This is a genomic window from Rhodococcus sp. 05-2254-6 (assembly GCF_002258565.1).
Lineage (GTDB): Bacteria > Actinomycetota > Actinomycetes > Mycobacteriales > Mycobacteriaceae > Rhodococcoides.
Map to the genome: position 1 here is coordinate 1 of NZ_NOZF01000051.1, position 25,023 is coordinate 25,023.

Here is a 25,023-nt window from a genome sequence, read left to right on the forward strand (position 1 = left end):
CCGCAGTCGTGGACGCACTTCCCGAGCCTGCGACACACCGATCCCGGTGCAACCGAACGAATGTTGCAGAGCTGGGCGGAGCAGTGGCGGCGGGATGGACTGTCCACGTGGATCATTCGTGAGCGCGGCAGCCGCACGATCAGTGGCTACGGCGGATGCTCGAAGCGGCGGAACACCTTCTGGAATCTCGGGTATCGCCTCCATCCCGACGCACAGGGCAACGGGTACGCAACGGAGATGTGTGAGATCGGAGTCGAGTGTGCGCACCGAACCGAGCCCGAATTGCCGATCGTGGCGTACCTCCTCGAACACAACGTCGCGTCGGCCCGAGTGGCCGAGCGCGCGGGCTTGCAGTTGATCGCCCGTGGACCCGACGTCGGCAACCCCGATGTCGACGCAGTACGCCTGGTGTACTCAGACCGCTCGTTGACTGCAGATCAGGTGGACGTGGTGCTGTCGGCCTGACCGGGGTACGCGCGCACCTCCGCGAGCCGAGCGCGAAGCAGGCTTTTCTCCGGTGCGGTTCGGGCGAAATCCAACGCTCGTCGATAGTCGATTGCCGCCTCTTCGAACCTGCCGAGTCGTTGCAGCAGATCTGCTCTCGCCATGGGATACGGGTGATAGCGGCGTAGGGACGGCTCGTCGACAAGCAGGTCCAATTCGTGCAGACCGGCTGCGGGACCGTCGCGCATCGCCAGCGCAACCGCCCGGTTCAGCGCGACGATCGGGCTCGGTGCCCGCGTCATGAGTACGTCGTACAGGGCAACGATCTGAGGCCAGTCCGTGCTGTCGGCGTCGAGTGATTCGTCGTGCAGTGCAGCAATGGCAGCCTGTAGAGCGTAAGGACCGCTCCGGCCGCCGCCGAGAGCCTCGACCACGAGTTCCCTACCCTCGGCGATGAACTCGGCATTCCAGAGTCGGCGGTCTTGGTCGGCCAACAAGACGATCTCACCGTCCGGTCCGGTTCGCGCGTCGCGTCTGGCATCGACGAGCAACATCAGCGCCAGTAGACCCAACACCTCGGACTCCGTCGGCAATGCGGCGTACAGGAGACGGCCCATCCCGATGGCCTCGTCGGTGAGATCGATTCGTCCGACGTGATCACCCGACGTCGCCGAATAGCCCTCGGTGAAGATCGAATAGATCACCTCGAGCACCATCGGGACCCTGCCTGCCAACTCGTCCGGGCCCGGGAGACGGAACGGTATCCGTGCGGCCCGAATCTTGTTCTTGGCTCGCACTATTCGCTGCGCTGCTGTCGCCGGGGGGATGAGCAGAGCCCGGGCGACCTCACCGGTGGTGAGACCGGCCAGGCATCGAAGAGTCAGTGCGAGCCGGTCACCGGCGGCAAGGGCAGGATGCGCGCAGGTGAAGAACAACTGCAGTCGGTCGTCGGGCAGGGTCTCGTCGAGCGAATTCAAGCGACTCGGTTCGCTACGATCCGTATCCGCCTGCAGCACCCCGACTTTCGCGGCCAGGGTCTGGTCGCGCCGCAAGCGATCGACTGCCTTCCGCCGGGCAGTGGTGAGCAACCAGGCACCGGGCTTGGCCGGGACAAGATCGACCGGCCAGTGTTTCAGGGCCGATTCGATGGCGTCCGAGGTCACTTCTTCGGCGAGGTCGAGGTCGCGATACCGCTGCACCAGCGAGGCGAGCAGAATCGAGCGCTCGGCGCGGAAGACCGAGTCGAGAGCTCGATGAACATCGGACTCGCTCATCGAACGGTCCCGCAGGTCAGAATTCTGCAAGGGGACGTACGATCACCGAGCCGCCGTCCTTGGAGCCCGGGCATCGGGCCGCCCATTCGAGTGCAGCGTCCAGATCGGGAACGTCGATGACGTCGTAGCCACCGAGAACCTCATGAGATTCGGCATACGGTCCGTCGGTGACACTGCGTTCTCCGGTGGCGGCGTCGACGCGCACAGCCGTGGCCGTGGTGAGATCAACCATCGCGTGACCGGAGACGTGAACGCCCGCGTCCTTCATCTCCTTCTCGTAGGTCATCCAGTCCTCGACACTGCTGCAGCCCGGTGCTGCTCCGGGCGCGGTGTCTGCGTTGATCAAGAGGATGTACTTCATGATGCGCTCCTGGGGTCGGTACCTCGGTGTCGCGGCGCGAGTCGCCGTACACGATGACGACGTTCGACAGACCACGATATCGACACCGGCTCCCGATTTTTCTTTCTCACACACGAAAAACGGCACCGGACGCAAGGTCCGGTGCCGTTCAGCGGTTACTCTTCGGCTCGACGACGAGCCAGGTGTCACTTCAGTTCTGCCGACGACTTTCCGAGTACGCGGCGAGCAACGATCAGCTGCTGAATCTGCTGCGTTCCCTCGAAGATGTCGAGAATCTTGGAGTCGCGGCTCCACTTCTCGAGAAGCGGGCGCTCCGAGTAGCCGTACGTGCCGGCCAATTCGACTGCCTTGAGGGTTATGTCGACTGCCGAGCGACCGGCCTTGGCCTTGGACATCGAGGCCTGGAGAGAGTTGGGCTCCTTGTTGTCGGCCATCCACGCCGCACGCAGTGCGAGCAGATGTGCTGCCTCCCAGTCCGCTTCGAGGCGCAGGAACTCCGCGGCCGCCGCGTGCTGGTTGTAGGCGGGCGTTTCGTAGGAGATGTCGACTCCGGCGTCCACCAGGATGGAACGCAGTTCTTCGAGAGCCGCACGTGCGACGCCGATCGCCATGCCTGCCACCAGGGGACGGGTGTTGTCGAACGTCTGCATGACGCCGGCGAAGCCCTTTTCGACGTTCACTTCGGCGGTACCGAGCAGGTTGTCCTTCGGGATGCGGCAGTCCTCGAGCAGCAGGGCTGCGGTGTCGGACGCCTTGATGCCCAGCTTGTGCTCGAGGCGGGCGACCGAGAGGCCCGGAGCGTCACGCGGGACGACGAACGACTTGATGGCCGCTCGGCCGAGCGACTTGTCGACCGTGGCCCACACCACGATGTGGGTGGAACGCTCGCCGGCGGTGACGTAGATCTTCTCGCCGTTGAGTACCCACTCGTCGCCGTCGAGGACGGCGGTGGTGGTGACAGCTGCGGAGTCCGAACCGAAGCCGGGCTCGGTGATGGCCATCGAAGCCCACACCTTGCCGAAGCGCTCTAGCTGCTCGTCGGTGGACACCGCGGCGATGGCCGAGTTACCGAGTCCCTGGTAGGGGATCGACAGGGTGAGGCCGACGTCGCCCCAGCAGGTCTCGATCACGTTCACCAGAGCGGACATGTTGCCGCCGTTGGCGTTCGCGGTCTTGCTGGGCTTGGCCGACTCGCTGTCCTTCTCGCGTCCACCGGCGGCTCCGCCGATTTCGCCACCGGCGTCGGACATGCCTTCGACCATCGACGCCATGGTGTCGAGTTCCACCGGGTACTCGTGCTCGGCGAGGTCGTACTTGCGGGAGATCGGGCGGAAGATCTCGGCAGCGACCTGATGAGCCTGATTCGCCTGCGCCCGAAGCTTCTTGGGAAGTTCAAGATTGATCATCGTGTATGTCCTTGGGTGAGTGCCATGGAAATTCGGGGCGGCGAGCTAGATGAGAACGATGCCCTCGGCGACGCCGACGGACCGCAGATCGCGGTACCAACGCTCGACCGGGTGCTCCTTGGTGAAGCCGTGACCGCCGAGCAGCTGCACGCCGTCGGAACCGATCTGCATGCCCTTCTCGGAGGCGAGTCGACGGGCGAGCGCCGATTCACGAGTGAACGACAGTCCCTGCTCGGCCCGCGAAGCGCCGCGCAACGTGACCAACCGCATGCCGTCGAGCTCGATGGCGATGTTGGCGACCATGAATGCGACGGCCTGGCGATTGCTGATCGGCTCACCGAAGGCGACGCGATCGTTGACGTACGGAATGACGTAGTCGAGTACGGCCTGGCTCGTACCGACGGCCAGCGATGCCCAGCCGAGGCGCGCGAGGCCGATGGCTGCGCTGTACTCGGCGGCACGCTGGTCTGCGTCACCGTCGCCGAGCAGGGCCGACTCGGGAACCGCGACGTCGGTCAGGATCAGGCGACCCAGGCCGGCTGCGCGCAGGCCCATGCTCGGGTCGGCTTCGACGACGAGGCCCTTGGAATCGGACTCGACGATGAAGAATGCCGGACGGCCTTCGAGTTCTGCGGCGATGACGAACAGCTCGGAACTGCCGGCAGCAGGCACGAGGCTCTTGACTCCGTTGAGCTTGTAGCCGCTGGGGGAGCGAACGGCCTTGGTCTGCAATGCGTACGGATCGAACAGTGCGCGGGGCTCGTTGACGACCACTGCTGCATTCGGCACCTTCTCACCGACGAAGGCCGGGAGGTAGGTCTTCTGCTGTGCGTCGGTGCCCCACTGGGTGAGAGCGACGGCGACCCCGCTGGGCGCGAGGATGGGCAGTGCCAACCCCATGTCGCCATGGGCGAGTGCCTCGGCGACGAGAGAGTTGGTGACCGCGCCACGCTCGGTGGCGGCACCGTCGAGTTCCTCGGGAACGTTGATGAGCGTGATGCCGAGCTCGGCGGAGCGCCGAACCAGATCCTCGGGCGACGAGGCGCTGTGGTCTGCGTCGAACGCAGCCGGGCGAAGGATCTCCTCGGCGAACTCCTTGACCGTCTCGACGATCATGCGCTGTTCGTCGTCGGGCGTCAGGTCGAAGTAGCTCAGGTTCTTGGCAGCGCCGTCGTCGAGACGCTTGGGCTTGCCGCCACCGGTGACCTTGGCGAACGTGCGATTGGCAGCGCCGAGGGTCTTGAACCCGGTCTTGGTGCTCTCGTACGTCACCCGGTCGATGGTTTGGCGGAGGTTGTACTTCTCCGCCAGTTCCGATCCGGTGATGGCGGTCAGAACGCGCATCGCGGTTCCGATCGCATCCCGCTTGAACGGGTTGAGGCCAACTGCAGAAGTATCGCGGGGCACCTTCGGGGCCTTCGCGTCGACCACACTGTCTTGCTTGCTCATGATCACCAGTTCCTCGGCGTCGGGCACGGACTCCACAGATCTTACTCCCGAGTAAGATAGCTGTCTACTGTCGAGTAAGTTGACCTTTCCAGGAGGCCGGCGAACCGAACGTTGCCTCCGGCGACGAGGGGTATGGCACGCTACGTCCGTGCACCCGATCGCCCAGGTCTTCGCCGCCATCGCCGCGGCCCTCCACGTCGTCATCTTCGTCATGGAAAGTGTCTTGTGGTCGAAGCCGGTCATCTGGGCCAAGTTCGGCGTCGCAAGCCAGCACGACGCCGATGTCGTGAAGCCGATGGCGTTCAATCAGGGCTTCTACAACCTGTTTCTGGCTGTCGGGATCGCAGTCGGACTCGTCGTGGGCGGGTCCGCAGGCGACGCCGTCGTCTACTTCGCGTGCGCGAGCATCGTCGGCGCAGCGATCGTTCTGGCGACCGGCGGTGCGAAGTATTTCCGGCCCGCATTCGTCCAGGGCATCACACCGCTGATCGCGCTGATCCTGGCTGCAGTTCTCCAGGCGTGATTCAGGCGCTGGGGGACAGGTGCGCGAGGACCTGGTGTTGCAGTAGACCGTTGGTGGCCACGGCGCTGCCACCGTGCGGGCCTGCCGTGGCGTCGAGCGCGGTGAAACTGCCTCCGGCTTCGCGCACGAGGACATCGAGTGCGGCCAGGTCCCACAGTGAGACCTCGGGTTCTGCGGCTATGTCGACCGCCCCCTCGGCGACGAGGCAGTAGGAGAAGAAGTCGCCGTAGCCGCGAACCCGCCACACGGCGTCGGTCAGATCGAGGAAACGATCCCTGATGCCGAGGTCCGCCCACCCACTCAGGCTCGAGAAACTCAGACTCGACGACGCCAGCGAATCGACCTTCGAGACCTCGATCCGGCGCGGGGTGCCCCCGTCCGATGCCGTCCAGGCTCCCAGATCGAGTGCTGCCCACCACCGTCGGCCCAGGGCGGGCGCGCTCACCACGCCGACACGGGGTATTCCGTCGTCGAGCAGCGCGATCAACGTCGCCCACACCGGAACGCCACGGACGAAGTTCTTGGTGCCGTCGATGGGATCGACGACCCACTGGCGTCCGCTGAACGTTGCAGTGCCGCCGAATTCCTCGCCCAGCAACGCGTCGGCAGGGCGTTGCGCTCCGAGCACGCCGCGGATCGTCGTCTCGACGGCCAGATCCGCGTCCGACACCGGTGTCAGATCCGGCTTGGAATCCACCGAGAGGTCCATGGCGAGAAATCGCCGCCGCGTGATGGCGTCGGCCTCGTCGGCGAGTCGGAGGGCGAGAGAAAGATCCTCGGAGTAGTCGGTCACCGCGTAAGACTAACGACGGACACATCCGACTGTGCCCGGTGTTGCTCGGGGGCGGTCGGGTTCGGGTTCGCGTGCCGGTAACCTTGACTCTCGTGCATCCCGACGTTTCTGCAGACCTCGCCGAGCTCGACACCACTCTCTCCACCGTCGAGTCTGTTCTCGACGTCGAGGAACTGCGGCGACGCATCGACGAACTCGAACATCAGGCGGCCTCACCGGACCTGTGGAACGACCAGGAACACGCTCAGCAGGTCACCAGCCAGCTGTCCCACGCGCAGGCCGAGCTGCGCCGCGTCGAAGAGCTCCGTCAGCGCCTCGAGGACATGCCGGTGTTGTACGAGCTCGCCGAGGGTGAGGAAGGTGACGACGCCGCATCCGCCACCGCCGATGCCGACGCCGAACGCGCGTCGCTCCGTGAGGACATCGCAGCCATGGAAGTACGGACCCTGCTGTCCGGTGAGTACGACGCGCGCGACGCGTTGGTGAACATCCGTTCCGGTGCAGGCGGAATCGACGCTGCCGATTGGGCCGAGATGCTGATGCGCATGTACATCCGCTGGGCCGAGAAGCACGGCTACGGCGTCGAGGTCTACGACACGTCCTACGCCGAAGAAGCCGGCATCAAGAGCGCGACGTTCGCGGTCAAGGCCCCGTACACGTACGGCACGCTGTCGGTGGAGCAGGGCACACACCGGCTCGTGCGGATCAGTCCGTTCGACAACCAGGGTCGACGCCAGACGTCCTTCGCCGAGGTCGAGGTTCTTCCGGTCGTCGAGACCACCGACCACATCGAGATCCCCGAGAACGACATTCGCGTGGACGTGTACCGCTCGTCCGGGCCGGGTGGGCAGTCGGTCAACACCACCGACTCCGCCGTTCGGTTGACGCACATCCCGACGGGGATCGTGGTGACCTGCCAGAACGAGAAGTCGCAGCTGCAGAACAAGGTATCGGCCATGCGAGTGCTGCAGGCCAAGCTGCTCGAGGTCAAGCGCAAGGAAGAACGCGCCGAGATGGACGCGCTCAAGGGAGACGGCGGCAGCTCCTGGGGAAATCAGATGCGCTCGTACGTACTGCACCCGTACCAGATGGTCAAAGATTTGCGTACCGAGTACGAGGTGAACAATCCGTCTACTGTTCTCGACGGAGACATCGACGGATTCCTGGAATCGGGAATTCGATGGCGAATGCGGGGGGAGCAGTAGATGACCGGTCTTTGCGCAGGCTCCGCTCCGACGATCCGATGACGAGCTGGTTGAACCCGACGCTCGACCTGAAGCAGAATGCCCTCGGCATACTGCTGTACATCCTCGGCGGGCTTCTGGCCGCGCGCTTCGTCACCTGGACCGGGTCGCGGATCACTGCCCGCATCGACCAGAACTACCAGCACAGCGATGCGCTCGTGCGGTCCGAGGCCGCCAAGCATCGGCACGCCCTTGCCCAGGTCATCACCTGGGTCGTGGTCACCCTCATCTACATCCTGGTCACCATCGAGGTGTTGAGGCGTTTCGGATTCGGCGTCGGCGGGCTGGTGGCACCCGCGACGGTCATCGGCGCGGCACTCGGTTTCGGAGCTCAGCGCGTGGTCCAGGACATTCTGGCCGGGTTCTTCATCATCACCGAACGTCAGTACGGATTCGGTGACGTCGTGCAGATCGCCGTCAACGGCTCGGCCGAGGACGCCGAGGGCACCGTCGAGGACGTCACGCTACGAGTAACTCGGGTGCGCAGCGTCGACGGCGAGGTGATCACCGTGCCGAACGGGCAGATCGTCAAGGCGATCAACCTGTCGAAGGACTGGGCGCGCGCCGTCGTCGACGTTCCCGTGCCGAGCACAGCGGATCTCACCCAGGTCAACGCACTGCTCCGCACAGTCGGCCGCGACGCGTTCGCGGACACCCGGCTGCGGCCCCTGTTGCTCGACGAACCGACCGTGATGGGCGTGGAGAGCATCGAGGTGGGCCAGGTCAACGTTCGTCTCGTGGCGCGAACATTGCCCGGCAAGCAGTTCCAGGTGGGACGAGAACTTCGTGTCCGGGTGGCTGCCGCACTGCGCCCCGAGGGCATCAGTGTTGCTCCCGACGTCAGTACGGCCGGGGTCGCACCGGATGCGTCGGGACGAGACCGGAGGGAGGAACAGTGAGCACGACGGAGACCGGAACCGAACACCCGCAGCGGAACTGGCGACAGTGGCGCATCCCGGCAAAGATCTACGGCCGCGTCCGGACGTCCACCGTCGCGTTCGGCATCTGCTTCGTGCTCACCGGTCTCTGGTACGGCCAGGTCAGCGCCGAGATCGCCGAGAGGGACAGCGAACAGGTTCAGGGTCCGGTTGCTGTGGACCCAGGCGAGCTCACCCCGTACACCCAGCCGCAAACCACGGAGCCGAGTTTCACGAGCACGACGGTCACACCCACGCCGACGGCCACCACCGACCCGGATGGATCGGACAGCGTCGACGGATCCGGTCAGCCGGCAACCACGACGACTGTGCCACCGACGACGACCGCGCCGTTCGGCGTGCCGATTCCGCCGGCCATCCAGTCGCTGATACCCAGCCAACCTGCGCCGACATCCGCGCGCTGAGTCGGCCTTTACCGTCTCTCGGGACTCGCCGCGACGCCCGAGCGGTTCCGGCAGCTACCGGTGAGTAAGGACTACACTGGCGACCCGTGATCAGCACCTCGAATGTCTCCAAGTCCTACAAGACCTCCACCAGGCCCGCCCTGGACAAGGTGACGGTCTCCATCGACAAAGGCGAGTTCGTGTTTCTGATCGGCCCATCGGGTTCGGGGAAGTCGACGTTCATGCGGCTGCTCCTCAAGGAGGAGACGCCCACCTCCGGCGACATCCATGTCGCCGACTTCCATGTCAACAGGTTGGCGGCCCGTCGTGTCCCGCGGTTGCGGCAGAGCATGGGCTGCGTGTTCCAGGACTTCCGTCTGCTGCAGCAGAAGACCGTCGTGGAGAACGTGGCGTTCGCCCTCGAGGTGATCGGCAAGCCGCGCTCGATGATCAAGCGCACCGTCCCCGAAGTGCTCGACCTCGTGGGACTCGGCGGCAAGTCGGATCGTCTGCCCAACGAGCTGTCCGGTGGTGAACAGCAGCGAGTCGCCATCGCTCGGGCGTTCGTCAATCGTCCGCTCGTGCTGCTCGCGGACGAGCCGACCGGAAACCTCGATCCGGATACCAGTCAGGACATCATGCTGTTGCTCGAGCGCATCAACCGCACCGGCACCACGGTGCTGATGGCCACCCACGACAACCACATCGTCGATTCGATGCGCCGACGCGTCGTCGAACTCGACAACGGACGAGTCGTTCGTGACGAGGCCCGCGGGGTCTACGGCGTCGGTCGCTGACGACACCCGACCAGGACCTATCGGACTTCACGACCGAACGAATCGAAGGGCTCGGATTCCGCGATGCGCGCAAGTTTCATCTTCAGCGAGGTCTTCACCGGACTTCGCCGCAACATCACCATGACGATCGCCATGATCTTGACGACCGCTATTTCTCTCGGCCTGTTCGGCGGGGGACTGCTCGTGGTGCAGATGGCGGGCAAGACACAGCAGATTTTTCTCGACCGGGTCGAAGTGCAGATCTTCCTCACCGACGACATCTCGGCAACCGATCCCGATTGCGCCGAGGACACCTGCGCCACCCTGCGCTCGGATCTGGAGAGCACGCCGTCGGTGGTTTCGGTGCAGTACCTCAATCGTGAGGATGCGGTGAAGGACGCCACCGAGCGAGTGTTCAAGGATCAGCCCGAGCTGGCCGAACTGGTCAGTGCCGACAGCTTTCCCGCATCGTTCAAGGTTCGTCTGAGTGACCCGGAGCGGTTCGGGGTGATCAACGACAACTTCGAGAATCGACCCGGCGTGCAGAGCGTGCTGAACCAACGCGACCTGGTGGAGCGCTTGTTCAGCGTGCTCAACGGCGTGCGCAACGCTGCATTCGCCATCGCCACGGTGCAGGCGATCGCCGCAATCCTGTTGATCGCCAACATGGTTCAGATCGCCGCGTTCACCAGACGGACCGAGGTGGGCATCATGCGCTTGGTCGGTGCCACTCGCTGGTACACCCAGCTGCCGTTCCTGCTCGAGGCGGTGGTGGCGGCCTTGATCGGCTCCGCACTTGCCATTGCCGGCTTGTTCACGGCCAAGAACATGTTCATCGACGACGTTCTGTCGGATGTGTATCAGGCCAACATCCTGGCCCGGATATCGAACAGTGACGTGCTGCTCGTCTCGCCGTTCCTGGCGTTGGTGGGAGTCGGAATGGCCGCGGTGACGGCCTACATCACGCTGCGCCTGTACGTGCGCGAATAAATTCGCTTGCCGTTCGGTTCTATGCTGGAGCGGTTGCCCGTGGAACCGGTCTGCGCGACGAACGCTCGAGAAAGGGCCCTGCAGTGAGAGAGAAGGGCCGCAAGGCCATCGCGACCAATCGCAAGGCGCGGCACAACTACTCCATACTCGACGTCGTCGAGGCCGGAGTTGCCCTCGTCGGAACCGAGGTCAAGAGTCTGCGTGACGGCAAGGCCTCGCTGGTCGACGCCTTCGCGACCGTCGACGACGGAGAGATCTGGCTACGCGGACTGCACATCGCGGAATACACGCTCGGTAGCTGGACCAACCACGCGCCGCGGCGCAACCGCAAACTTCTGTTGCACCGCCGCGAGATCGACCGCCTCGCAGGCAAGGTCAAAGAGGGCAACCTGACGTTGGTGCCGCTGTCGATGTACTTCTCCGACGGCAAGGTCAAGGTCGAGCTGGCACTGGCCAAGGGCAAGCAGGACTACGACAAACGACAGTCGCTGGCCAAGCGCACCGCCGAACGCGAGGTCACTCGCGAGTTGGGCCGTCGCGTGAAGGGAATGCGCTGACCGCTGTTCTGCTCGCTCTGGTAGCTGCCGTCGGCTACGGGGTGAGCGATTTCGTCGGCGGTGTCGCATCCCGCCGGGTCGCCGCCCTCCGGGTGGTCATCGTGTCCTACCCGCTCTCGCTGGTGATCGTCCTGCTCGTCGCTCCGTTCGTCGGCGGCACCATCGAACTCCCGGCGATGCTCTGGGGCTTGGCCTCGGGTGTCGCAGGCGGAGTTGCCGTGTGGTGGTTCTACCTGGCCCTCGCCGCCGGACCGATGGCCGTGGTCTCGCCGGTCACCGCGGTGCTGGTCGCCGGTATCCCGGTGCTGGTCGGGTTGTCGATGGGCGAGCGGCCCGGCGTGATCGCGTTCGTCGGTATCGCCGTCGCACTGGTGGCCGTGGTGCTGGTCAGCAGAGAATCGCCGGACGAGGTGACCGGTGAGGTTGCCGGTGGTCGAGAGATGAAGTTCACCCGAACGGTCGCCTGGTTGACGGTCGGTTCGGGGGTGACGTTCGCGTTCGCCTTCATCTTTCTGCACCGGATCGGGGACGGCAGTGGGCTGTGGCCGCTCGCGGCGTCGCGCGCATCGGCGACCGCGGTCGTCTGGATCGTGGCACTTGCCTCCGGTCACTTCTCACCTCCGCACGGCAGCGTCCTCAAACTCGCCGCCTTCGTCAGCGTGCTCGACGTCGTCGCCAACGCTGCGATGATCTACGCGTATCAGGGCGGTTTGCTGTCGCTGGTGAGCGTCATTGCCTCGCTGTATCCCGCAGCCACGGTGTTGCTGGCGATGGTGATGCTCGGCGAACGGGTCGGAACGCTGCAGAAAGTGGGAATGGCGTTGGCGCTCGGTGCCATCGCCATGATCGCGCTCGCGGGTTGAACATGCTCGCAGACGGGTAATGACCCCGGTTATGACAGCTTCCGATTCGTCGTCCGACATCCCCGCGGCCCAGGTCGACGGACAGCCTCCCCGCGTACTCGTCACCGGTGCCACGGGATACCTGGGCGGGCGTCTGGCACCGCGCCTGCTCGACGACGGCTATCGGGTGCGGGTGCTCGCTCGTACCCCCAGCAAGCTCGACAACGTGCCGTGGGCGGCGAACGTCGAGATCGTCCAGGGGGATCTCAGCGATCGCGAGTCGCTGAAAGAAGCCTTGACCGGTGTCGACATCATGTATTACCTGGTGCACTCCATGGGCACCGCAGGCCACTCCGACTTCGCCGATACCGAGCGCGACAGCGCCGAGAACGTCGCGGCTGTCGCTGCCGAGTGCGGCGTCGGCCGCATCGTCTACCTCGGCGGGCTGCATCCACCGACCGGTGAGCTCTCACCACACCTGAAGTCGAGAGCCGAAGTAGGACGCATACTGATCGACTCGGGTGTGCCGACGATCGTGCTGCAGGCAGGCGTCGTGATCGGATCCGGTTCGGCGTCGTTCGAGATGATCCGGCACCTCACCAATCGGCTACCGGTGATGACCACACCGCGGTGGGTACACAACCGCATCCAGCCCATCGCCGTTCGCGACGTGTTGCACTACTTGATCGGGGCCGCGAGTGCGCCGATCACCGAATCCAGGACATTCGACATCGGCGGACCCGACGTCATGCAGTACGGCGAGATGATGAACATCTACGCCGACGTCGCGGGTCTGCGGCAGCGTCGGATCATCGTTCTCCCGGTGTTGACTCCTCGACTGGCCGGCCACTGGATCGGTTTGGTGACTCCCATTCCGCGCGGCCTGGCGATGCCGCTCATCGAATCTCTGCAGTACGACGCCGTGGGCCACGAGATGGACATCGACGCCGTCGTACCGCGTCCGGACGGCGGCCTGACCGGCTACCGCGACTCCGTGAGATTGGCACTGCGCAAGATCGACGACGGCGAGGTCGAGACGCGGTGGACCGACGCCACCGGTACCGCGGCACCGTCGGATCCGTTGCCCTCGGATCCGACGTGGGCAGGAGAGGTCGTCTACACCGACACCCGGGTCGCCCGAAGCTCGGCACCGTCGACCGCGATCAGGCCCGCTCTCGAACGATTGGCCGACGCCGACGTTCTCACCGGTTGGCGTCGCGACGTCACCGGACCCGACGCATCCGCGTCGGGCACCGAACACACCACTCGGCTCAAGTCCTCGACTCGTCTACCCGGAGAGGCGTGGCTGGATCTGACGGTCGGCGGCACGGCGAAGCAGCCGACGATCGAGCAGCGGCTGGTGTTCTTTCCTCGCGGTCTTGCCGGTCGGGCTGTCTGGTACGCCTCGCTGCCGGCACGCCTGCTCATGACACGTCGAATGTTGCGCACGGTCGTGCAACGAGTGGACGAAGATGCCGCGTCGAACACGACGGATCGCCGGGTCGGCCGTTAATGGAATGAATGTGCTCGGGAGAGGCGTTACACTGAACAGCCCGGACACGGTGTTCGGGAACATACGGGGCTGAACGGTTTCGACTTTGTATGTTGAGTCAGGGGAAGCGTGTCGGTGCAGGCGAGAGACCACCGTAAGCGTCATCGCAACCTTATAAGCGCCGATTCCAATCAGCGCGACTACGCACTCGCTGCCTAAGTAGCGACTGCGTGTCTGTCAGTCCGGGCTTGCCCTCGGTCCGGGTACTGGCATCAGCTAGAGGGCTTACCGATTCATCCGGCCGCGGGATGATGAGGAACATCAAACAGTGGCTGGGATCGTCATCCTGACTTGTTCGCGAGATCGGGAGATCCAAGTAGAGGCATAGCGGACTGCACACGGAGAAGCCCTGGCAATGCAGCAGAGGACCCGGGTTCGATTCCCGGCAGCTCCACCGCAGAAGACCGGGCCGAGAGACACACTCTCGGCCCGGTCTTCTTTCTCTGTCGGCCAGGTCACAATCGACTCGACTCGACCCATCCCACCCGAAGCGGCCGCAGTGCCGAATAGTGGTCATGAGCAACGAGCCGACTCCAGTTCTGCGGACCGGGAAAAGAGTCTCCGAGCCTGCACTGGTCGTGTTGGTCCTCGGCGGCGGCAAGGACGTGAGCCGGGCGCGCAGTAGGCCGTGGCACCTGGCCGGTCTGCGCATGTGGCCGTTCACCTGGATGCTTCGTCGCGCGGGCCGGGCACGCGGCATTTCGGTCCAACAGCTGCAGTATCGGTTTCGTGGTTGGAACGCCCCCCAGCGGTCTCCGGTCGAGGATGCGCGGTGGGCGCTCGATCGCATACACGCCGAGTACCCCGACGTTCATGTGGTGGTAGTCGGCCATTCGATGGGTGGCCGCACTGCTGCTGCTCTGATCGACGACCCTTTCGTCGTGGGTGTCGTCGCGCTGGCTCCGTGGTGGCCGGAGGGTACGGAGGCCGACGGATTCGGCTTGCAGCATGCGTTGCTCGTCGTACACGGGACGGCCGACAAGTGGACCGATCCTCGAACCTCGCGCCGGGCGACCGAGCGAGCAGCATCCCGAGGGGCGGACGCCCGCTATCTCTCCGTTCCGGGTGGGCACTTCATGCTGCGCAATCCGCGGGTCTGGTCGCGGGCGGCGCGTGACTTCGTTCTCGGTATCGCCGACGATGCGCGGGCCGACTGCATGGGCACACCGTCGTGACGCGCCGTCGCATCGCGGTGGTCGGGAGCGGTATCGCCGGACTGACGGCCGCGTATGCGCTGTCGAAGAACTCGTCGGTGACGTTGTACGAGGCGGACTCTCGGCTCGGTGGGCACGCGGACACCCATTACGTGGACGGCCCCGACGGTCCTGTCGGCGTCGACACCGGGTTCATCGTGCACAACGACCGGACCTATCCGACTCTGCTGCGCCTGTTCGACGAACTGAACGTGCCGACGCAGGACTCGGACATGAGCATGTCCGTGCGCTGCGACGGGTGCGGACTCGAGTACTCGGGCGGCCAGGGCATGCGCGGGATCCTCGCGCAGCGCACCGCGATGTTCAAGCCACGATTCGTCTCGATGTTGCTCGATGTCAAGCGTTTTCATCGCCTGGCCAACGAACTGCTGGACAGTGCCGAAACGGTGGAGTCCGAGACGACCCTCGCGCAGTTCCTCGCAGATCATTCGTTCTCCGCGTACTTCGAATCCCACTTCATGACGCCGTTGGTGTCTGCGGTGTGGTCGTGCGATCCGGACACTGCTCTCGCCTACCCGGCTCGCTACCTGTTCACTTTTCTCCGCCACCACGGAATGCTCACCGTCACAGGATCTCCCACCTGGCGCACCGTCACCGGCGGGTCCATCGAATACGTTCGCCGGGTTGCGAAGCACATCGACGAGGTGATGCTCGATACCCCGGTGCGCGCGGTGTACAGGTCCGAGGACTCCGTGGAGATCCGTGACGGCCACGACCGCCTGCGCACGTTCGACGCGGCCGTGATCGCCGTGCATCCCGGTGCCGCGCTGAAGATGCTCGCAGAACCGACGGCTCTCGAGCACAGCATCCTGGGCGCGATGCCGTACTCGACCAATCACACGCAACTGCACACCGACTCGTCGGTGTTGCCGAAGAACGCGAGGGCTCGGGCGTCGTGGAACTACCACCTGCCGTCCTGCGCCGCCAAACCCGACCGGGTGCTCGTCAGCTACGACCTGACCAGGTTGCAGCGTCTGGGCGACACCGATCGCAGGATGCTGGTCACCCTCGGCGGAGCGGATCGCATCGACCCGAATGCGGTACTCGACGAGATGACCTACGAACACCCGCAATACACCCCCGAATCGGTTGCAGCGCAGCGTCGACTTCCTGAATTGGATACCGACACAGTCGCCTTCGCCGGTGCGTACCACGGCTGGGGATTCCACGAGGACGGTGCGTTGTCGGGAGCGCGCGCCGCACAACGGGTGGGGGCCACGTGGCTCTGACATCTGTTCTGCCGAGCACCCGCGCACACGGGGCGGCGTTGTATCGCACTCGAATCGACCACGTTCGACGCGCGCCGATCCGAAACACGTTCTCGTACAAGAGCTACAGCTGGCTCGTCGACCTCGACGCACTCCCCGAATTGCCCCGGATGCTGCGGCCGCTGGCCTCGTTCGACGCCCGTGACCATCTCGGTGACCCCGACGCCACCATTCGAGAGAACGTCGACGGGTTCCTGGCGGAGAACGGTATCGACCTGGGCGGCGGACGGATCACGATGTTGGCCAGCGCGCGGGTGTTCGGGCACACGTTCAACCCACTGAGTGTGTACTGGTGTCACGATCGCGACGGAGACCTCCGCTGCGTGGTGGCGGAGGTCCATAACACCTACGGCGAGCGATACCGGTATCTGCTGCACACCGACCATCGCGGCGCGGCCCGCACCTCCAAGGAGTTCTACGTCTCGCCGTTCAACGACGTCGACGGCGAATACTCCATGCGGCTACCCGAGCCGGACGCGGCACTCCGGCTGTCGATCGTCCTCGAGCGGCCCGGTCAGCCGCCGTTCGTGGCGACCGTGGACGGCCGTCGACGAGAGGTGACGACGCGGTCGATTCTTCGCACCGCACTCGAGATCCCCTGTGCGCCGCTGCGTGTGGTGATACAGATCCGCTGGCAGGGCATTCGGCTCTGGGCTCGGGGTCTGAAGATCGTGCAGAAACCTGCCCCTCCCGGGGCGCGAGAATTCCAGAAGGAAGGGGCCCGCAGATGACTTCTGTGTCGAAGGCCGATTCTGTGTCGAACCCGTACGGTGCTTCCGCCGTCGGTCCGCGTCCATCGGTGGATCCACGGGTGTGGCCTCAGATCGCCCATGTCCCCGGTGGCGCCAAGGTTGCGGCTGCCGCACCCGTCGCCGATTTCCTCTTTCGCCGCGCGGTCGCGCGTTTGCAGGTTCGGGTCGCGATGCCCGACGGTGAGGTGATCGGGGCAGGCTCGGCCGATGCACCGTTGATGACCGTCCGTCGACCACACGACTTCGCAGTACGGGTCGGCGACAGCGGACTCATCGGATTCGGTGAGGCATACATGGCCGGAGACTGGGAGGCCGAGGACCTCACTGCTGTGCTCGAGGTCTTCGCCCGGCGCATGGCGTCCCTGATTCCGAAGTCCCTGCAGCGCCTCCGAGGGATCTATGTCCCCAAACCTCCACGGAGCGAGCGGAATACGACCACGAACACGCGATCGAACATCTCGCGCCACTACGACCTGTCGAACGACCTCTTCGAGCTCTTCCTCGACGAGACGATGACCTACTCGAGTGCGTTGTTCGCCGAATCGGGAAACGACGACGACAGTGAGGAACTCGCCGACGCCCAGCGTCGCAAGATCGACCGGCTACTCGACCGGGCGGGCGTCGGCGAGGGAACCAGGGTGCTCGAGATCGGTACCGGATGGGGTGAGCTGGCAATCCGTGCGGCAGCTCGTGGTGCGACGGTCCGGTCGGTGACCTTGTCGACCGAACAGCAGGAATTGGCGCGTAAGCGCTGTGCCGCTGCCGGTTACGGAGACCGGATCCAGATCGATCTCCTCGACTACCGCTTGGTCGACGGCGAGTACGACGCGATCGTGTCGGTCGAGATGATCGAGGCCGTCGGGCATCAGTACTGGGCGACGTACTTCGAGACGATCGACGCGCTGCTCGCGCCGGGTGGGCGGGTTGCTCTTCAGGCCATCACGATGCCGCACGACCGAATGCTGGCCACCCGAAACACGTACACCTGGGTACACAAGTACATATTTCCCGGCGGGTTCCTGCCGTCCGTGCGGGCCATCGAGGAGGTGACCGAGCAGAGCACCTCGCTCAGGGTTCGCGAGCGTCTGTCGATGGGCGATCACTACGCGCGCACCCTCGCTCAGTGGGACAGGCGTTTCCGTGAATACCGCAGCGAGGCCGAGGAGCTCGGTTTCGACGAGGTGTTCGCGCGAATGTGGCACTTCTACCTGTGCTACTCGGAGGCCGGATTTCGATCCGGGTACCTCGATGTTCAGCAGATCGTGCTCGACCGAAGGGACAACCGATGACCGCCTCGACACTTTCCGTGGACCGGACCGATCGCAGTGTCGGTGTTGCACATCGGATTGCCGAATTGATCGAACCCCTGGTGGGTGGTCCGCTTCCCGTTCGGCTGCAGGCGTGGGACGGATCCGTTGCAGGAGATGCGTCGGCACCGCGAGTGCTGTTGCGGAGCCCGAGCGCCCTTCGTCGATTGCTGTGGAGCCCGGGCGAACTCGGCGCTGCGCAGGCATACGTCACCGGGGAGCTGGACGTCGACGGTGATCTCGCCGCGGCCCTGGATCACGTCTGGGGAGTGGTGCGTGCGCGCCGACTGTCGGCGATCCGACCGGGGCCGGCGTCGCTGGTGCGGTTGGCGAAACTGGCCAAGGACCTCGGAGTGTTCGGTCGCCCACTACCTCCGCCCGTGTCGCAGGCCTCGGTGAAGGGTCGGTTGCATTCGATGCTCCGTGACCGCGCTGCGATCAGCCACCATTACGACCTGTCGAACGACTTCTACGAATTGGTGCTCGATTCGCATATGGCGTACTCGTCGGCCTACTGGACCTCGGATTCGCCGGAGTACACCCTCGACGATGCCCAGCGCGACAAACTCGACCTCGTCTGTCGAAAGATCGGCCTCGACAAGCGTGCAGGGCAACGCTTTCTCGACGTCGGCTGCGGCTGGGGGTCCCTGAGCCTGCACGCCGCTCAGGAGTACGGAGCGCAGGTCGTCGGAGTGACCATCTCGCGCGAACAGAAAGCCTTCATCGACACGCGAATCGCCGACCGAGGACTGCAGGACAACGTCGAGATTCGAATTCAGGACTATCGAGAGATTCCGGACGGGCCCTTCGACGCGGTGGCGTCGATCGAGATGGGTGAGCATGTGGGGGAGGCCAATTACCCCACCTACACCGCCGCACTGCACTCGAACGTCAAGCCGGGTGGACGCGTGCTGATTCAGCAGATGTCGCGAAGAGAAGGGGACAACCCCGGCGGCGGAGCATTCATCGAATCGTTCATAGCGCCGGACATGTACATGCGCCCGGTTGGGCGGACCGTCGCGATGATCGAGGAGGCAGGACTGGAGGTTCGCGACGTCCATGCCCTTCGGGAGCACTACGTGCGGACCGTCGACGTCTGGACGGAACGCTTCGAGGCGCGCTTCGAAGATGTGGTGGCGATGGTCGGGGAAGAGGTCGCTCGCGTGTGGCGGCTGTACCTGATCGGCGGCGGAATGGCGTTCCGGGACAACCGGATGGGCGTCGACCAGATTCTGGCGGTTCGGTCCGAGAACGGACCGTCCGACATGGAACCGGTGCGGCCGGTGTGGGTGTGCCCACGGTGAACTGGTCAGATTTCCTCACCGTATCGCTGGCGAGCCTCGGCGGCACCGCCCTTCTGATGATCGTCACCGCCCTCATCGGCGCGCGCATCGGACGCCACAACGTCGTGGACGTGACGTGGGGCGGCGGGTTCGTTCTGATCGCGCTGATCTCGGCTGCGACCGGAACAGGCGAACTGTGGCGTCGAATACTTCTGCTCGTCCTCGTCGCTGTGTGGGGACTTCGACTTGCAGTGCACGTCTTTCGGCGCTCGCGCGGGCACGGTGAGGATCCGCGCTACACCGAACTGCTCGCCAAGGCCACCGGTAACGAAACCCTGTACGCGCTGCGGAAGATCTACCTGACGCAGGCGATTGCATTGTGGTTCGTGTCCCTGCCGCTGCAGGTATCAGCGGTCGCCCACGGATCCGTTCTGCCGGTGGTCGTACTCGGTGTACTGGTGTGGATTCTCGGATGGACGTTCGAGGCAGTGGGCGATGCGCAGTTGACGGCCTTCAAGGCCGACGCGTCGAACAAGGGCAAGATCATGGATCGTGGTCTGTGGTCGTGGACGCGGCACCCCAACTACTTCGGCGATTCGGCGGTCTGGTGGGGACTGTTTCTCGTCTCGGCGTCGGCGTGGCCCGGAGTGTTCACGTTTCTGTCGCCCATCGCGATGACGTACTTCCTGGTGTTCGCCACCGGTGCGCGGTTGCTCGAGCGCAGCATGGAAAAGCGTCCGGGGTATCGCGAATACCAGCAGCGGACCAGCTATTTCCTCCCACGGCCGCCGAAACGAGCCGGCAAGTAGCTCGCGGGTGGGGCAGCGGCGCTAGGGTTGGTCGAGGATTTCGGTTCGTCGATCAACGAGGAGGCGCATCGTGGCGCACGAGAGAGCTGGAACCACTGCACTGCCGGAGGATCTGGTCGATCTTTCGCAGCTCGTGACGGCGTACTACTCGCGGGTTCCCGACGTGTCGGAACCCAGTCAGCAGGTGGTGTTCGGCACATCGGGACATCGAGGGTCCAGCTTGGATTCGGCGTTCAACGAGGCACACATCGTGGCGACGACGCAGGCGATCGTGGAGTACCGCGCGGCACAAGGCATCACCGGGCCGTTGTTCATCGGCCGGGACACCCACGCGTTGTCCGAACCCGCCTGGACGACGGCTCTGGAAGTGTTGGCAGCCAACGACGTCGACGTCCTGGTCGATTCGGGGGATCGATACACGCCGACTCCCGCCGTCAGTCACGCCATCCTTCGGTACAACGAATCCGGCCCGTCGGCGAAGGCCGACGGCATCGTGGTGACGCCGTCGCACAACCCGCCCCGGGACGGCGGCTTCAAGTACAACCCTCCGCACGGCGGTCCGGCCGACAGTGATGCCACGTCGGTCATTGCCGCTCGTGCGAACGAGCTTCTGCGCGATGGCATTTCGGGTATCAAGCGGGTGACTCTCGCGCAGGCGTTCGCGGGCAGCGTCTCGCGCTACGACTTCCTCGGCACCTACGTCGACGACCTGCCGAACGTGCTGGATCTCGACGCTGTTCGTGCGGTCGGGGTGCGCATCGGAGCAGATCCGTTGGGCGGTGCGAGTGTCGATTACTGGGATGCCATCGCCGAGCGGCACAATCTGGACCTGACCGTGGTGAACCCGTTGGTGGACGGCACATTCCGCTTCATGACTCTCGACACCGACGGCAAGATCAGGATGGATTGCTCGTCGCCGAACGCGATGGCGTCGCTCATCGCTGCCCGCGATCGCTTCGACATCTCGACGGGAAACGACGCCGACTCCGATCGGCACGGCATCGTCACTCCCGACGGTGGCCTGATGAATCCCAACCACTTCCTCGCCGTCGCCATCGACTACCTGTTCACGCACCGACCCGATTGGTCACCCACGGCGGCAGTGGGCAAGACGTTGGTGAGCTCGTCGATGATCGACCGGGTCGTCGGAGGTCTCGGTCGTCGACTCCTCGAGGTGCCGGTCGGGTTCAAGTGGTTCGTTCCAGGTCTGCTTGCCGGTGAGCTCGGTTTCGGCGGCGAGGAAAGCGCAGGCGCGTCGTTCCTCCGACGCAACGGCCGAGTCTGGACCACCGACAAGGACGGCATCATCCTCGCGCTGCTGGCGTCCGAGATCACCGCCGTCACCGGGTCCACGCCGTCTCAGCGCTACGGCGAGTTCACCGCGAAGTTCGGCAATCCGACGTATGCCCGCGTCGACGCTCCGGCCACCCGCGAGCAGAAGGCCGTTCTCACCAAGCTCTCACCGAGCCAGATCACCGCCACCGAGCTTGCCGGGGAACCGATCACAGCCACGCTGACCGAGGCGCCGGGTAACGGAGCTGCCCTCGGTGGACTGAAGGTGACGACGGAGAGCGCCTGGTTCGCTGCGCGCCCGTCCGGAACCGAGGACGTGTACAAGATCTACGCGGAGTCGTTCCAGGGCGAGGAGCATCTGGCCCGGGTTCAAGCCGCAGCACGTGAACTGGTGTCGTCCGCACTCGAGAGCTCGTGACCGACTCACCTCCACCCGATCACGACAGTTCGACGCCCGAGCCGGCGTTCCAACCCGGAGGCAAGCTCCCGCCGGAGATCTGGGTTCTGGTATCGGCGGCGTTCGTCATCGCGCTGGGATTCGGCATCGTCGCGCCCGCTCTGCCACAGTTCGCCCGGGAATTCGGCGTCGGCTACACCGCGGCGTCGGCGGTCATCAGTGCATTCGCCCTCATGCGGTTGCTGTTCGCACCTGCCAGTGGCGCTCTGGTGCAGCGGCTCGGCGAGCGGCCCGTGTACCTGATCGGACTGCTGATCGTTGCGGTGTCCACCGGTGCGTGCGCTCTGGCCCAGACGTACTGGCAGCTGCTGCTCTTTCGCGGACTCGGCGGCATCGGCTCGACGATGTTCTCGGTGTCGGCATTGGGACTGCTGATCAGGATCAGTCCTCCGACCAGTCGTGGCCGCATCTCCGGCCTGTATGCGACCGCCTTCCTGTTGGGAACCATCGGCGGTCCACTCGTCGGCGGCGCGCTCGTCGGATTCGGTCTGCGGGTGCCGTTCGTCATCTACGCCGTGGCTCTCGTGATCGCCGCGGCCGTCGTGTATTTCACCCTGGGCAATTCCGACCTCGTCAAGCCCGAGAAGGGCTCCGCACCGCCCACGATGTCGTTGCTCGCCGCCCTGCGGATTCCGTCGTATCAAGCCGCGCTGGCGTCGAATTTCGCCAACGGGTGGGCAGTGTTCGGTGTTCGGGTGGCCTTGGTGCCGTTGTTCGTCGTCGAGGCGATGCAGCGATCCGAGGTGTTCGTCGGTATCGCGCTGACCGTGTTCGCAGTGGGAAATGCGCTGGTGCTCACCACTGCCGGTCGCCTGTCCGATGTGCGCGGTCGCAAGCCCTTCATGGTGGGTGGGTTGGCGGTGTGCGGCCTGGGAACCGTCGTTATGGGCTACGTGCACGATCCCGTGCTGTTTCTCGTGGTGTCGTTGATCGCCGGAATCGGATCGGGACTGATGAGCCCCGCCCAGCAGGCCTCGGTTGCCGACGTGATCGGATCGAAGGCGCGCGGAGGGCCCGTGCTGGCTGCATTCCAGATGGCCTCCGATGTCGGTGCGGTCATCGGCCCGATCGTGGCCGGGATGATCGTCGAGCAGGTCTCGTTCGGTCCGGCTTTCGCCGTGACGGGAGCGCTGCTTCTCCTGGCCGGACTCTGGTGGTCGCGAGTTCCGGACACGCTCGGGCGCGAGAGCACCTGACGCACGCAACCGTAGTATTCGCTGTGTGAGCCAGAAGAAGATATCGAGTACGAAACACACACCCGAGGCAACCTCCAACACGATGACGTACGTATTGGGTGGCATCGCATTCGTCGTAGTGGTGATCGTCATCGTGGTGGCGATCATGTGGCAGAGCGGAAGCGACGCTCCCCGCAACGACGGCTACGGAACGGTCAAGAATCCGGCGGTCGAATTGTCGTTGCCGGGTGACGGTGTGGTGCAGCTGTCGCGTCCTGAAGCGCAGCGGGTCATCGATGTCTTCGAGGATCCGATGTGCCCGTTCTGCGGCGACCTCGAAGTGAAACACGGCCAGGAGTTGGCTCAGAAAATCGACGACGGTGTCGTCTCGGTGAATTACCACCTGGTCAATTTCCTGGATCCACAGTCGGCGTCCAATGACTATTCGACGCGTGCCGTCGCGGCGTCGCACTGCGTGGCAGCGACCGAGAACGCGCGGGTCTACTCGGCATTTCACGCCGGGTTGTTCGACCCGGAATTTCGCCCCGAAGAAGGCGGTGACTCCGACCGAACCGATGCCGAACTCGCCGAACTCGCCGGATCTGCGGGAGCGAGCGAGCTGGCAACGGAATGCATCACCAGCGGTGCGCAGCGCGATGCAGCAGTAGCGGATGCGAACACCGGACGGGACGCACTGGCGGCGTCGGGTGCCCGGGGAACGCCGGGGGTCCTCGTGGACGGTCAGGTTGTCGATGCGCTCGGTGACTCGGAATGGCTTGCGTCGATCAACTGATCTCGGGCGTCGGTGCGATCGGTCGTGGAGGTTTCGGTACCGGTCGCACCAGGTGATTTGTTGCTGCTGCGACCGATGGTGTAACTTCGTTCGAGCAACCGCATGAGCGGGAGCACGCAGTAACTCGGGGCTATGGCGCAGCTGGTAGCGCACCACACTGGCAGTGTGGGGGTCAGGGGTTCGAGTCCCCTTAGCTCCACCGAGAAGCAAGCTTCACCGAGTAACAAGCTTCACCAAGATGGTCAATGAAAAAAACGTCGCCCTCGGGCGACGCTTTTTTCGTGTTTCGGTGTCGAGACCGCCGGATCGGCTTTCGAGTGTCGGACCGGAGCCCGATTCGGCTGTGGTGGTTCAGTGAGCGGCGTCGAATGCCTGCTCGACCTCGGCGGGGATTCTGCCTCGCGCCGAGATGTTGTGGCCGTTCGCCTTGGCCCACTCTCTGATGGCTTTGGTCTGATTGGCGTCGCGCTTGGCACCGGTTGCCGGGGTGCTCGACTTCTTCGTTCGCTTTCCACCGACCTTGGTCGAGTGCTCGATGTAATAGTCGAGCTTGCGGTGAAATTCCTTCGCGTTCTTGTCGCTCAGGTCGATTTCGTAGCTGACTCCGTTGACCGAATAGGTTATGTGTTCGCCACCGGATTCGATCGGTTTTTCGTCGATGTCGTCGACTAGTTGCACATAGACTTTTCTGGCCATGCTGAAGCTCTCCAATGATGCAGGGGATGATGCGGGGATGTCCAGATCGAACTGAAGCGACTATACGGCTGAACAATGTCTTTATCCATGCGGGTCGGGGAATTGTTACTCGATTCGCAGAATTCTCACAATCACCTCGACACCTCGTGAAACCGACGAGGTGATTGTGAGAAGCATTGTCTCGGCGATCCTGTTCATCGTTATCCGTGAGAAAGACGAACTGTCCGGTTTGAATACGTAGTGCCATCCTCGGGTCGGTTCGGGTTCGATCGAATGCGATCGGTTGGTGCCGCTCGGCTTCGATGTATCCGGCAACGAATCGGTCACGAAACGCAATCGTTTCACTAACGAAAGATCACCCGAGACGCGTCGACGGCAATATCTGCTTCACTTGAGGCGCAAGTGTCTGTTGTGACGTGTGGTGCCCCGCGGTGCGGTGACCCG

Annotated in this window: 25 protein-coding genes, 1 tRNA gene and 1 other RNA gene; 21 read left to right on the forward strand and 6 right to left on the reverse strand. The window is 64.4% G+C overall.

What is annotated here, in order from left to right; all coding sequences use genetic code 11:
- On the forward strand, nucleotides 1-465 hold a 465-nt coding region (locus CH256_RS06440; protein WP_094669140.1), incomplete at its 5' end, for a GNAT family N-acetyltransferase.
- Here the strand turns inward: CH256_RS06440 and CH256_RS06445 are convergent.
- The 4 genes from CH256_RS06445 to CH256_RS06460 form a co-directional block, all read right to left on the reverse strand.
- On the reverse strand, nucleotides 438-1,718 hold the full coding sequence (locus tag CH256_RS06445; protein WP_094669141.1) for an RNA polymerase sigma factor: 1,281 nt from the start codon (nucleotides 1,716-1,718) through the stop codon (nucleotides 438-440). The genes CH256_RS06440 and CH256_RS06445 overlap by 28 nt on opposite strands.
- A gap of 16 nt (nucleotides 1,719-1,734) precedes the next feature.
- Nucleotides 1,735-2,079 (reverse strand): YciI family protein, encoded by a 345-nt coding sequence (locus CH256_RS06450; protein ID WP_068045944.1) that lies wholly within the window; start codon nucleotides 2,077-2,079, stop codon nucleotides 1,735-1,737.
- A gap of 185 nt (nucleotides 2,080-2,264) precedes the next feature.
- Nucleotides 2,265-3,485 (reverse strand): acyl-CoA dehydrogenase family protein, encoded by a 1,221-nt coding sequence (locus CH256_RS06455; protein ID WP_068045941.1) that lies wholly within the window; start codon nucleotides 3,483-3,485, stop codon nucleotides 2,265-2,267.
- A gap of 45 nt (nucleotides 3,486-3,530) precedes the next feature.
- On the reverse strand, nucleotides 3,531-4,940 hold the full coding sequence (locus tag CH256_RS06460) for an acyl-CoA dehydrogenase family protein (RefSeq protein WP_094642469.1): 1,410 nt from the start codon (nucleotides 4,938-4,940) through the stop codon (nucleotides 3,531-3,533).
- 142 nt (nucleotides 4,941-5,082) lie between these two features.
- Between CH256_RS06460 and CH256_RS06465 the strand changes: the two genes are divergently transcribed.
- A complete protein-coding gene (locus CH256_RS06465; RefSeq protein ID WP_094642286.1) occupies nucleotides 5,083-5,457 on the forward strand; it encodes a DUF1304 domain-containing protein in 375 nt (124 codons plus the stop codon).
- A gap of 1 nt (nucleotide 5,458) precedes the next feature.
- On the opposite strand, the gene CH256_RS06470 is transcribed toward CH256_RS06465, so the two are convergent.
- Entirely contained in the window at nucleotides 5,459-6,250 is a 792-nt protein-coding gene (locus CH256_RS06470; RefSeq protein WP_068045900.1) for an inositol monophosphatase family protein, read from the reverse strand.
- Between the two features lie 92 nt (nucleotides 6,251-6,342).
- Here CH256_RS06470 and prfB point away from each other — a divergent pair, with 92 nt between their 5' ends.
- The 19 genes from prfB to CH256_RS06565 all read left to right on the forward strand — a co-directional run bounded on the left by prfB (nucleotide 6,343) and on the right by CH256_RS06565 (nucleotide 24,082).
- Nucleotides 6,343-7,455 carry a peptide chain release factor 2 gene (gene prfB / locus CH256_RS06475; RefSeq protein ID WP_068045939.1) on the forward strand — a complete coding sequence of 371 codons (1,113 nt, stop codon included), beginning with the start codon at nucleotides 6,343-6,345 and terminating at the stop codon, nucleotides 7,453-7,455.
- Nucleotides 7,456-7,493: 38 nt separating this feature from the next.
- Complete coding sequence (locus CH256_RS06480; protein ID WP_068045937.1) at nucleotides 7,494-8,393, forward strand: mechanosensitive ion channel family protein; 900 nt, start codon at nucleotides 7,494-7,496, stop codon at nucleotides 8,391-8,393.
- Complete coding sequence (locus tag CH256_RS06485) at nucleotides 8,390-8,836, forward strand: hypothetical protein (protein WP_068045896.1); 447 nt, start codon at nucleotides 8,390-8,392, stop codon at nucleotides 8,834-8,836. The genes CH256_RS06480 and CH256_RS06485 overlap by 4 nt, the downstream gene beginning before the upstream one ends.
- An 86-nt stretch (nucleotides 8,837-8,922) precedes the next feature.
- Nucleotides 8,923-9,612, forward strand: a complete 690-nt coding sequence (gene ftsE / locus CH256_RS06490) for a cell division ATP-binding protein FtsE (protein ID WP_027496574.1) — start codon at nucleotides 8,923-8,925, stop codon at nucleotides 9,610-9,612.
- A gap of 63 nt (nucleotides 9,613-9,675) precedes the next feature.
- Nucleotides 9,676-10,581 carry a permease-like cell division protein FtsX gene (ftsX, locus tag CH256_RS06495; protein WP_068045894.1) on the forward strand — a complete coding sequence of 302 codons (906 nt, stop codon included), beginning with the start codon at nucleotides 9,676-9,678 and terminating at the stop codon, nucleotides 10,579-10,581.
- Between the two features lie 83 nt (nucleotides 10,582-10,664).
- On the forward strand, nucleotides 10,665-11,138 hold the full coding sequence (smpB, locus tag CH256_RS06500) for an SsrA-binding protein SmpB (protein ID WP_027496576.1): 474 nt from the start codon (nucleotides 10,665-10,667) through the stop codon (nucleotides 11,136-11,138).
- Between the two features lie 8 nt (nucleotides 11,139-11,146).
- The gene (locus CH256_RS06505) at nucleotides 11,147-12,001 is read left to right on the forward strand and encodes a DMT family transporter (RefSeq protein ID WP_068045891.1); all 855 of its coding nucleotides are present in this window, start codon (nucleotides 11,147-11,149) and stop codon (nucleotides 11,999-12,001) included.
- 31 nt (nucleotides 12,002-12,032) lie between these two features.
- Nucleotides 12,033-13,493 (forward strand): SDR family NAD(P)-dependent oxidoreductase, encoded by a 1,461-nt coding sequence (locus CH256_RS06510; protein ID WP_068045888.1) that lies wholly within the window; start codon nucleotides 12,033-12,035, stop codon nucleotides 13,491-13,493.
- 65 nt (nucleotides 13,494-13,558) lie between these two features.
- Nucleotides 13,559-13,929, forward strand: a transfer-messenger RNA (tmRNA) gene (gene ssrA / locus CH256_RS06515).
- Between the two features lie 118 nt (nucleotides 13,930-14,047).
- Nucleotides 14,048-14,707 carry an alpha/beta hydrolase gene (locus tag CH256_RS06520; protein ID WP_094669143.1) on the forward strand — a complete coding sequence of 220 codons (660 nt, stop codon included), beginning with the start codon at nucleotides 14,048-14,050 and terminating at the stop codon, nucleotides 14,705-14,707.
- Nucleotides 14,704-15,975: an NAD(P)/FAD-dependent oxidoreductase gene (locus CH256_RS06525; RefSeq protein ID WP_179272018.1), complete on the forward strand. Its 1,272-nt coding sequence runs from the start codon at nucleotides 14,704-14,706 to the stop codon at nucleotides 15,973-15,975. Before CH256_RS06520 ends, CH256_RS06525 begins: the two co-directional genes overlap by 4 nt.
- Nucleotides 15,966-16,745, forward strand: coding sequence for a DUF1365 domain-containing protein (locus CH256_RS06530; protein ID WP_068045885.1), 780 nt, complete (start codon nucleotides 15,966-15,968; stop codon nucleotides 16,743-16,745). Before CH256_RS06525 ends, CH256_RS06530 begins: the two co-directional genes overlap by 10 nt.
- The gene (locus CH256_RS06535) at nucleotides 16,742-18,055 is read left to right on the forward strand and encodes an SAM-dependent methyltransferase (RefSeq protein ID WP_094669142.1); all 1,314 of its coding nucleotides are present in this window, start codon (nucleotides 16,742-16,744) and stop codon (nucleotides 18,053-18,055) included. The genes CH256_RS06530 and CH256_RS06535 overlap by 4 nt, the downstream gene beginning before the upstream one ends.
- Nucleotides 18,052-19,377: an SAM-dependent methyltransferase gene (locus CH256_RS06540; RefSeq protein WP_068045882.1), complete on the forward strand. Its 1,326-nt coding sequence runs from the start codon at nucleotides 18,052-18,054 to the stop codon at nucleotides 19,375-19,377. The genes CH256_RS06535 and CH256_RS06540 overlap by 4 nt, the downstream gene beginning before the upstream one ends.
- A gap of 56 nt (nucleotides 19,378-19,433) precedes the next feature.
- Nucleotides 19,434-20,165: a DUF1295 domain-containing protein gene (locus tag CH256_RS06545; protein ID WP_373454784.1), complete on the forward strand. Its 732-nt coding sequence runs from the start codon at nucleotides 19,434-19,436 to the stop codon at nucleotides 20,163-20,165.
- Nucleotides 20,166-20,235: 70 nt separating this feature from the next.
- Entirely contained in the window at nucleotides 20,236-21,876 is a 1,641-nt protein-coding gene (pgm, locus tag CH256_RS06550) for a phosphoglucomutase (alpha-D-glucose-1,6-bisphosphate-dependent) (protein WP_068045877.1), read from the forward strand.
- A gap of 77 nt (nucleotides 21,877-21,953) precedes the next feature.
- Nucleotides 21,954-23,111 carry an MFS transporter gene (locus CH256_RS06555; RefSeq protein ID WP_068045927.1) on the forward strand — a complete coding sequence of 386 codons (1,158 nt, stop codon included), beginning with the start codon at nucleotides 21,954-21,956 and terminating at the stop codon, nucleotides 23,109-23,111.
- Nucleotides 23,112-23,136: 25 nt separating this feature from the next.
- A complete protein-coding gene (locus CH256_RS06560) occupies nucleotides 23,137-23,883 on the forward strand; it encodes a DsbA family protein (RefSeq protein WP_068045875.1) in 747 nt (248 codons plus the stop codon).
- A 126-nt stretch (nucleotides 23,884-24,009) separates the two neighbouring features.
- Nucleotides 24,010-24,082 (forward strand) — tRNA-Ala (locus tag CH256_RS06565).
- A 152-nt stretch (nucleotides 24,083-24,234) separates the two neighbouring features.
- Here CH256_RS06565 and CH256_RS06570 read toward each other — a convergent pair.
- Entirely contained in the window at nucleotides 24,235-24,579 is a 345-nt protein-coding gene (locus CH256_RS06570; protein WP_037190211.1) for a histone-like nucleoid-structuring protein Lsr2, read from the reverse strand.
- Between the last annotated feature and the right edge of the window lie 444 nt (nucleotides 24,580-25,023).

What these genes read in the sequence shown, in the direction of transcription:
- CH256_RS06445 (WP_094669141.1), bottom strand. Translation starts at nt 1,718, where the DNA reads ATGAGCGAGTCCGATGTTCATCGAGCTCTCGACTCGGTCTTCCGCGCC.
- CH256_RS06450 (WP_068045944.1), bottom strand. Translation starts at nt 2,079, where the DNA reads ATGAAGTACATCCTCTTGATCAACGCAGACACCGCGCCCGGAGCAGCA.
- CH256_RS06455 (WP_068045941.1), bottom strand. Translation starts at nt 3,485, where the DNA reads ATGATCAATCTTGAACTTCCCAAGAAGCTTCGGGCGCAGGCGAATCAG.
- CH256_RS06480 (WP_068045937.1), top strand. Translation starts at nt 7,494, where the DNA reads ATGACGAGCTGGTTGAACCCGACGCTCGACCTGAAGCAGAATGCCCTC.
- ftsX (WP_068045894.1), top strand. Translation starts at nt 9,676, where the DNA reads ATGCGCGCAAGTTTCATCTTCAGCGAGGTCTTCACCGGACTTCGCCGC.
- CH256_RS06510 (WP_068045888.1), top strand. Translation starts at nt 12,033, where the DNA reads ATGACAGCTTCCGATTCGTCGTCCGACATCCCCGCGGCCCAGGTCGAC.
- CH256_RS06520 (WP_094669143.1), top strand. Translation starts at nt 14,048, where the DNA reads ATGAGCAACGAGCCGACTCCAGTTCTGCGGACCGGGAAAAGAGTCTCC.
- CH256_RS06535 (WP_094669142.1), top strand. Translation starts at nt 16,742, where the DNA reads ATGACTTCTGTGTCGAAGGCCGATTCTGTGTCGAACCCGTACGGTGCT.
- CH256_RS06540 (WP_068045882.1), top strand. Translation starts at nt 18,052, where the DNA reads ATGACCGCCTCGACACTTTCCGTGGACCGGACCGATCGCAGTGTCGGT.
- CH256_RS06545 (WP_373454784.1), top strand. Translation starts at nt 19,434, where the DNA reads ATGATCGTCACCGCCCTCATCGGCGCGCGCATCGGACGCCACAACGTC.
- CH256_RS06570 (WP_037190211.1), bottom strand. Translation starts at nt 24,579, where the DNA reads ATGGCCAGAAAAGTCTATGTGCAACTAGTCGACGACATCGACGAAAAA.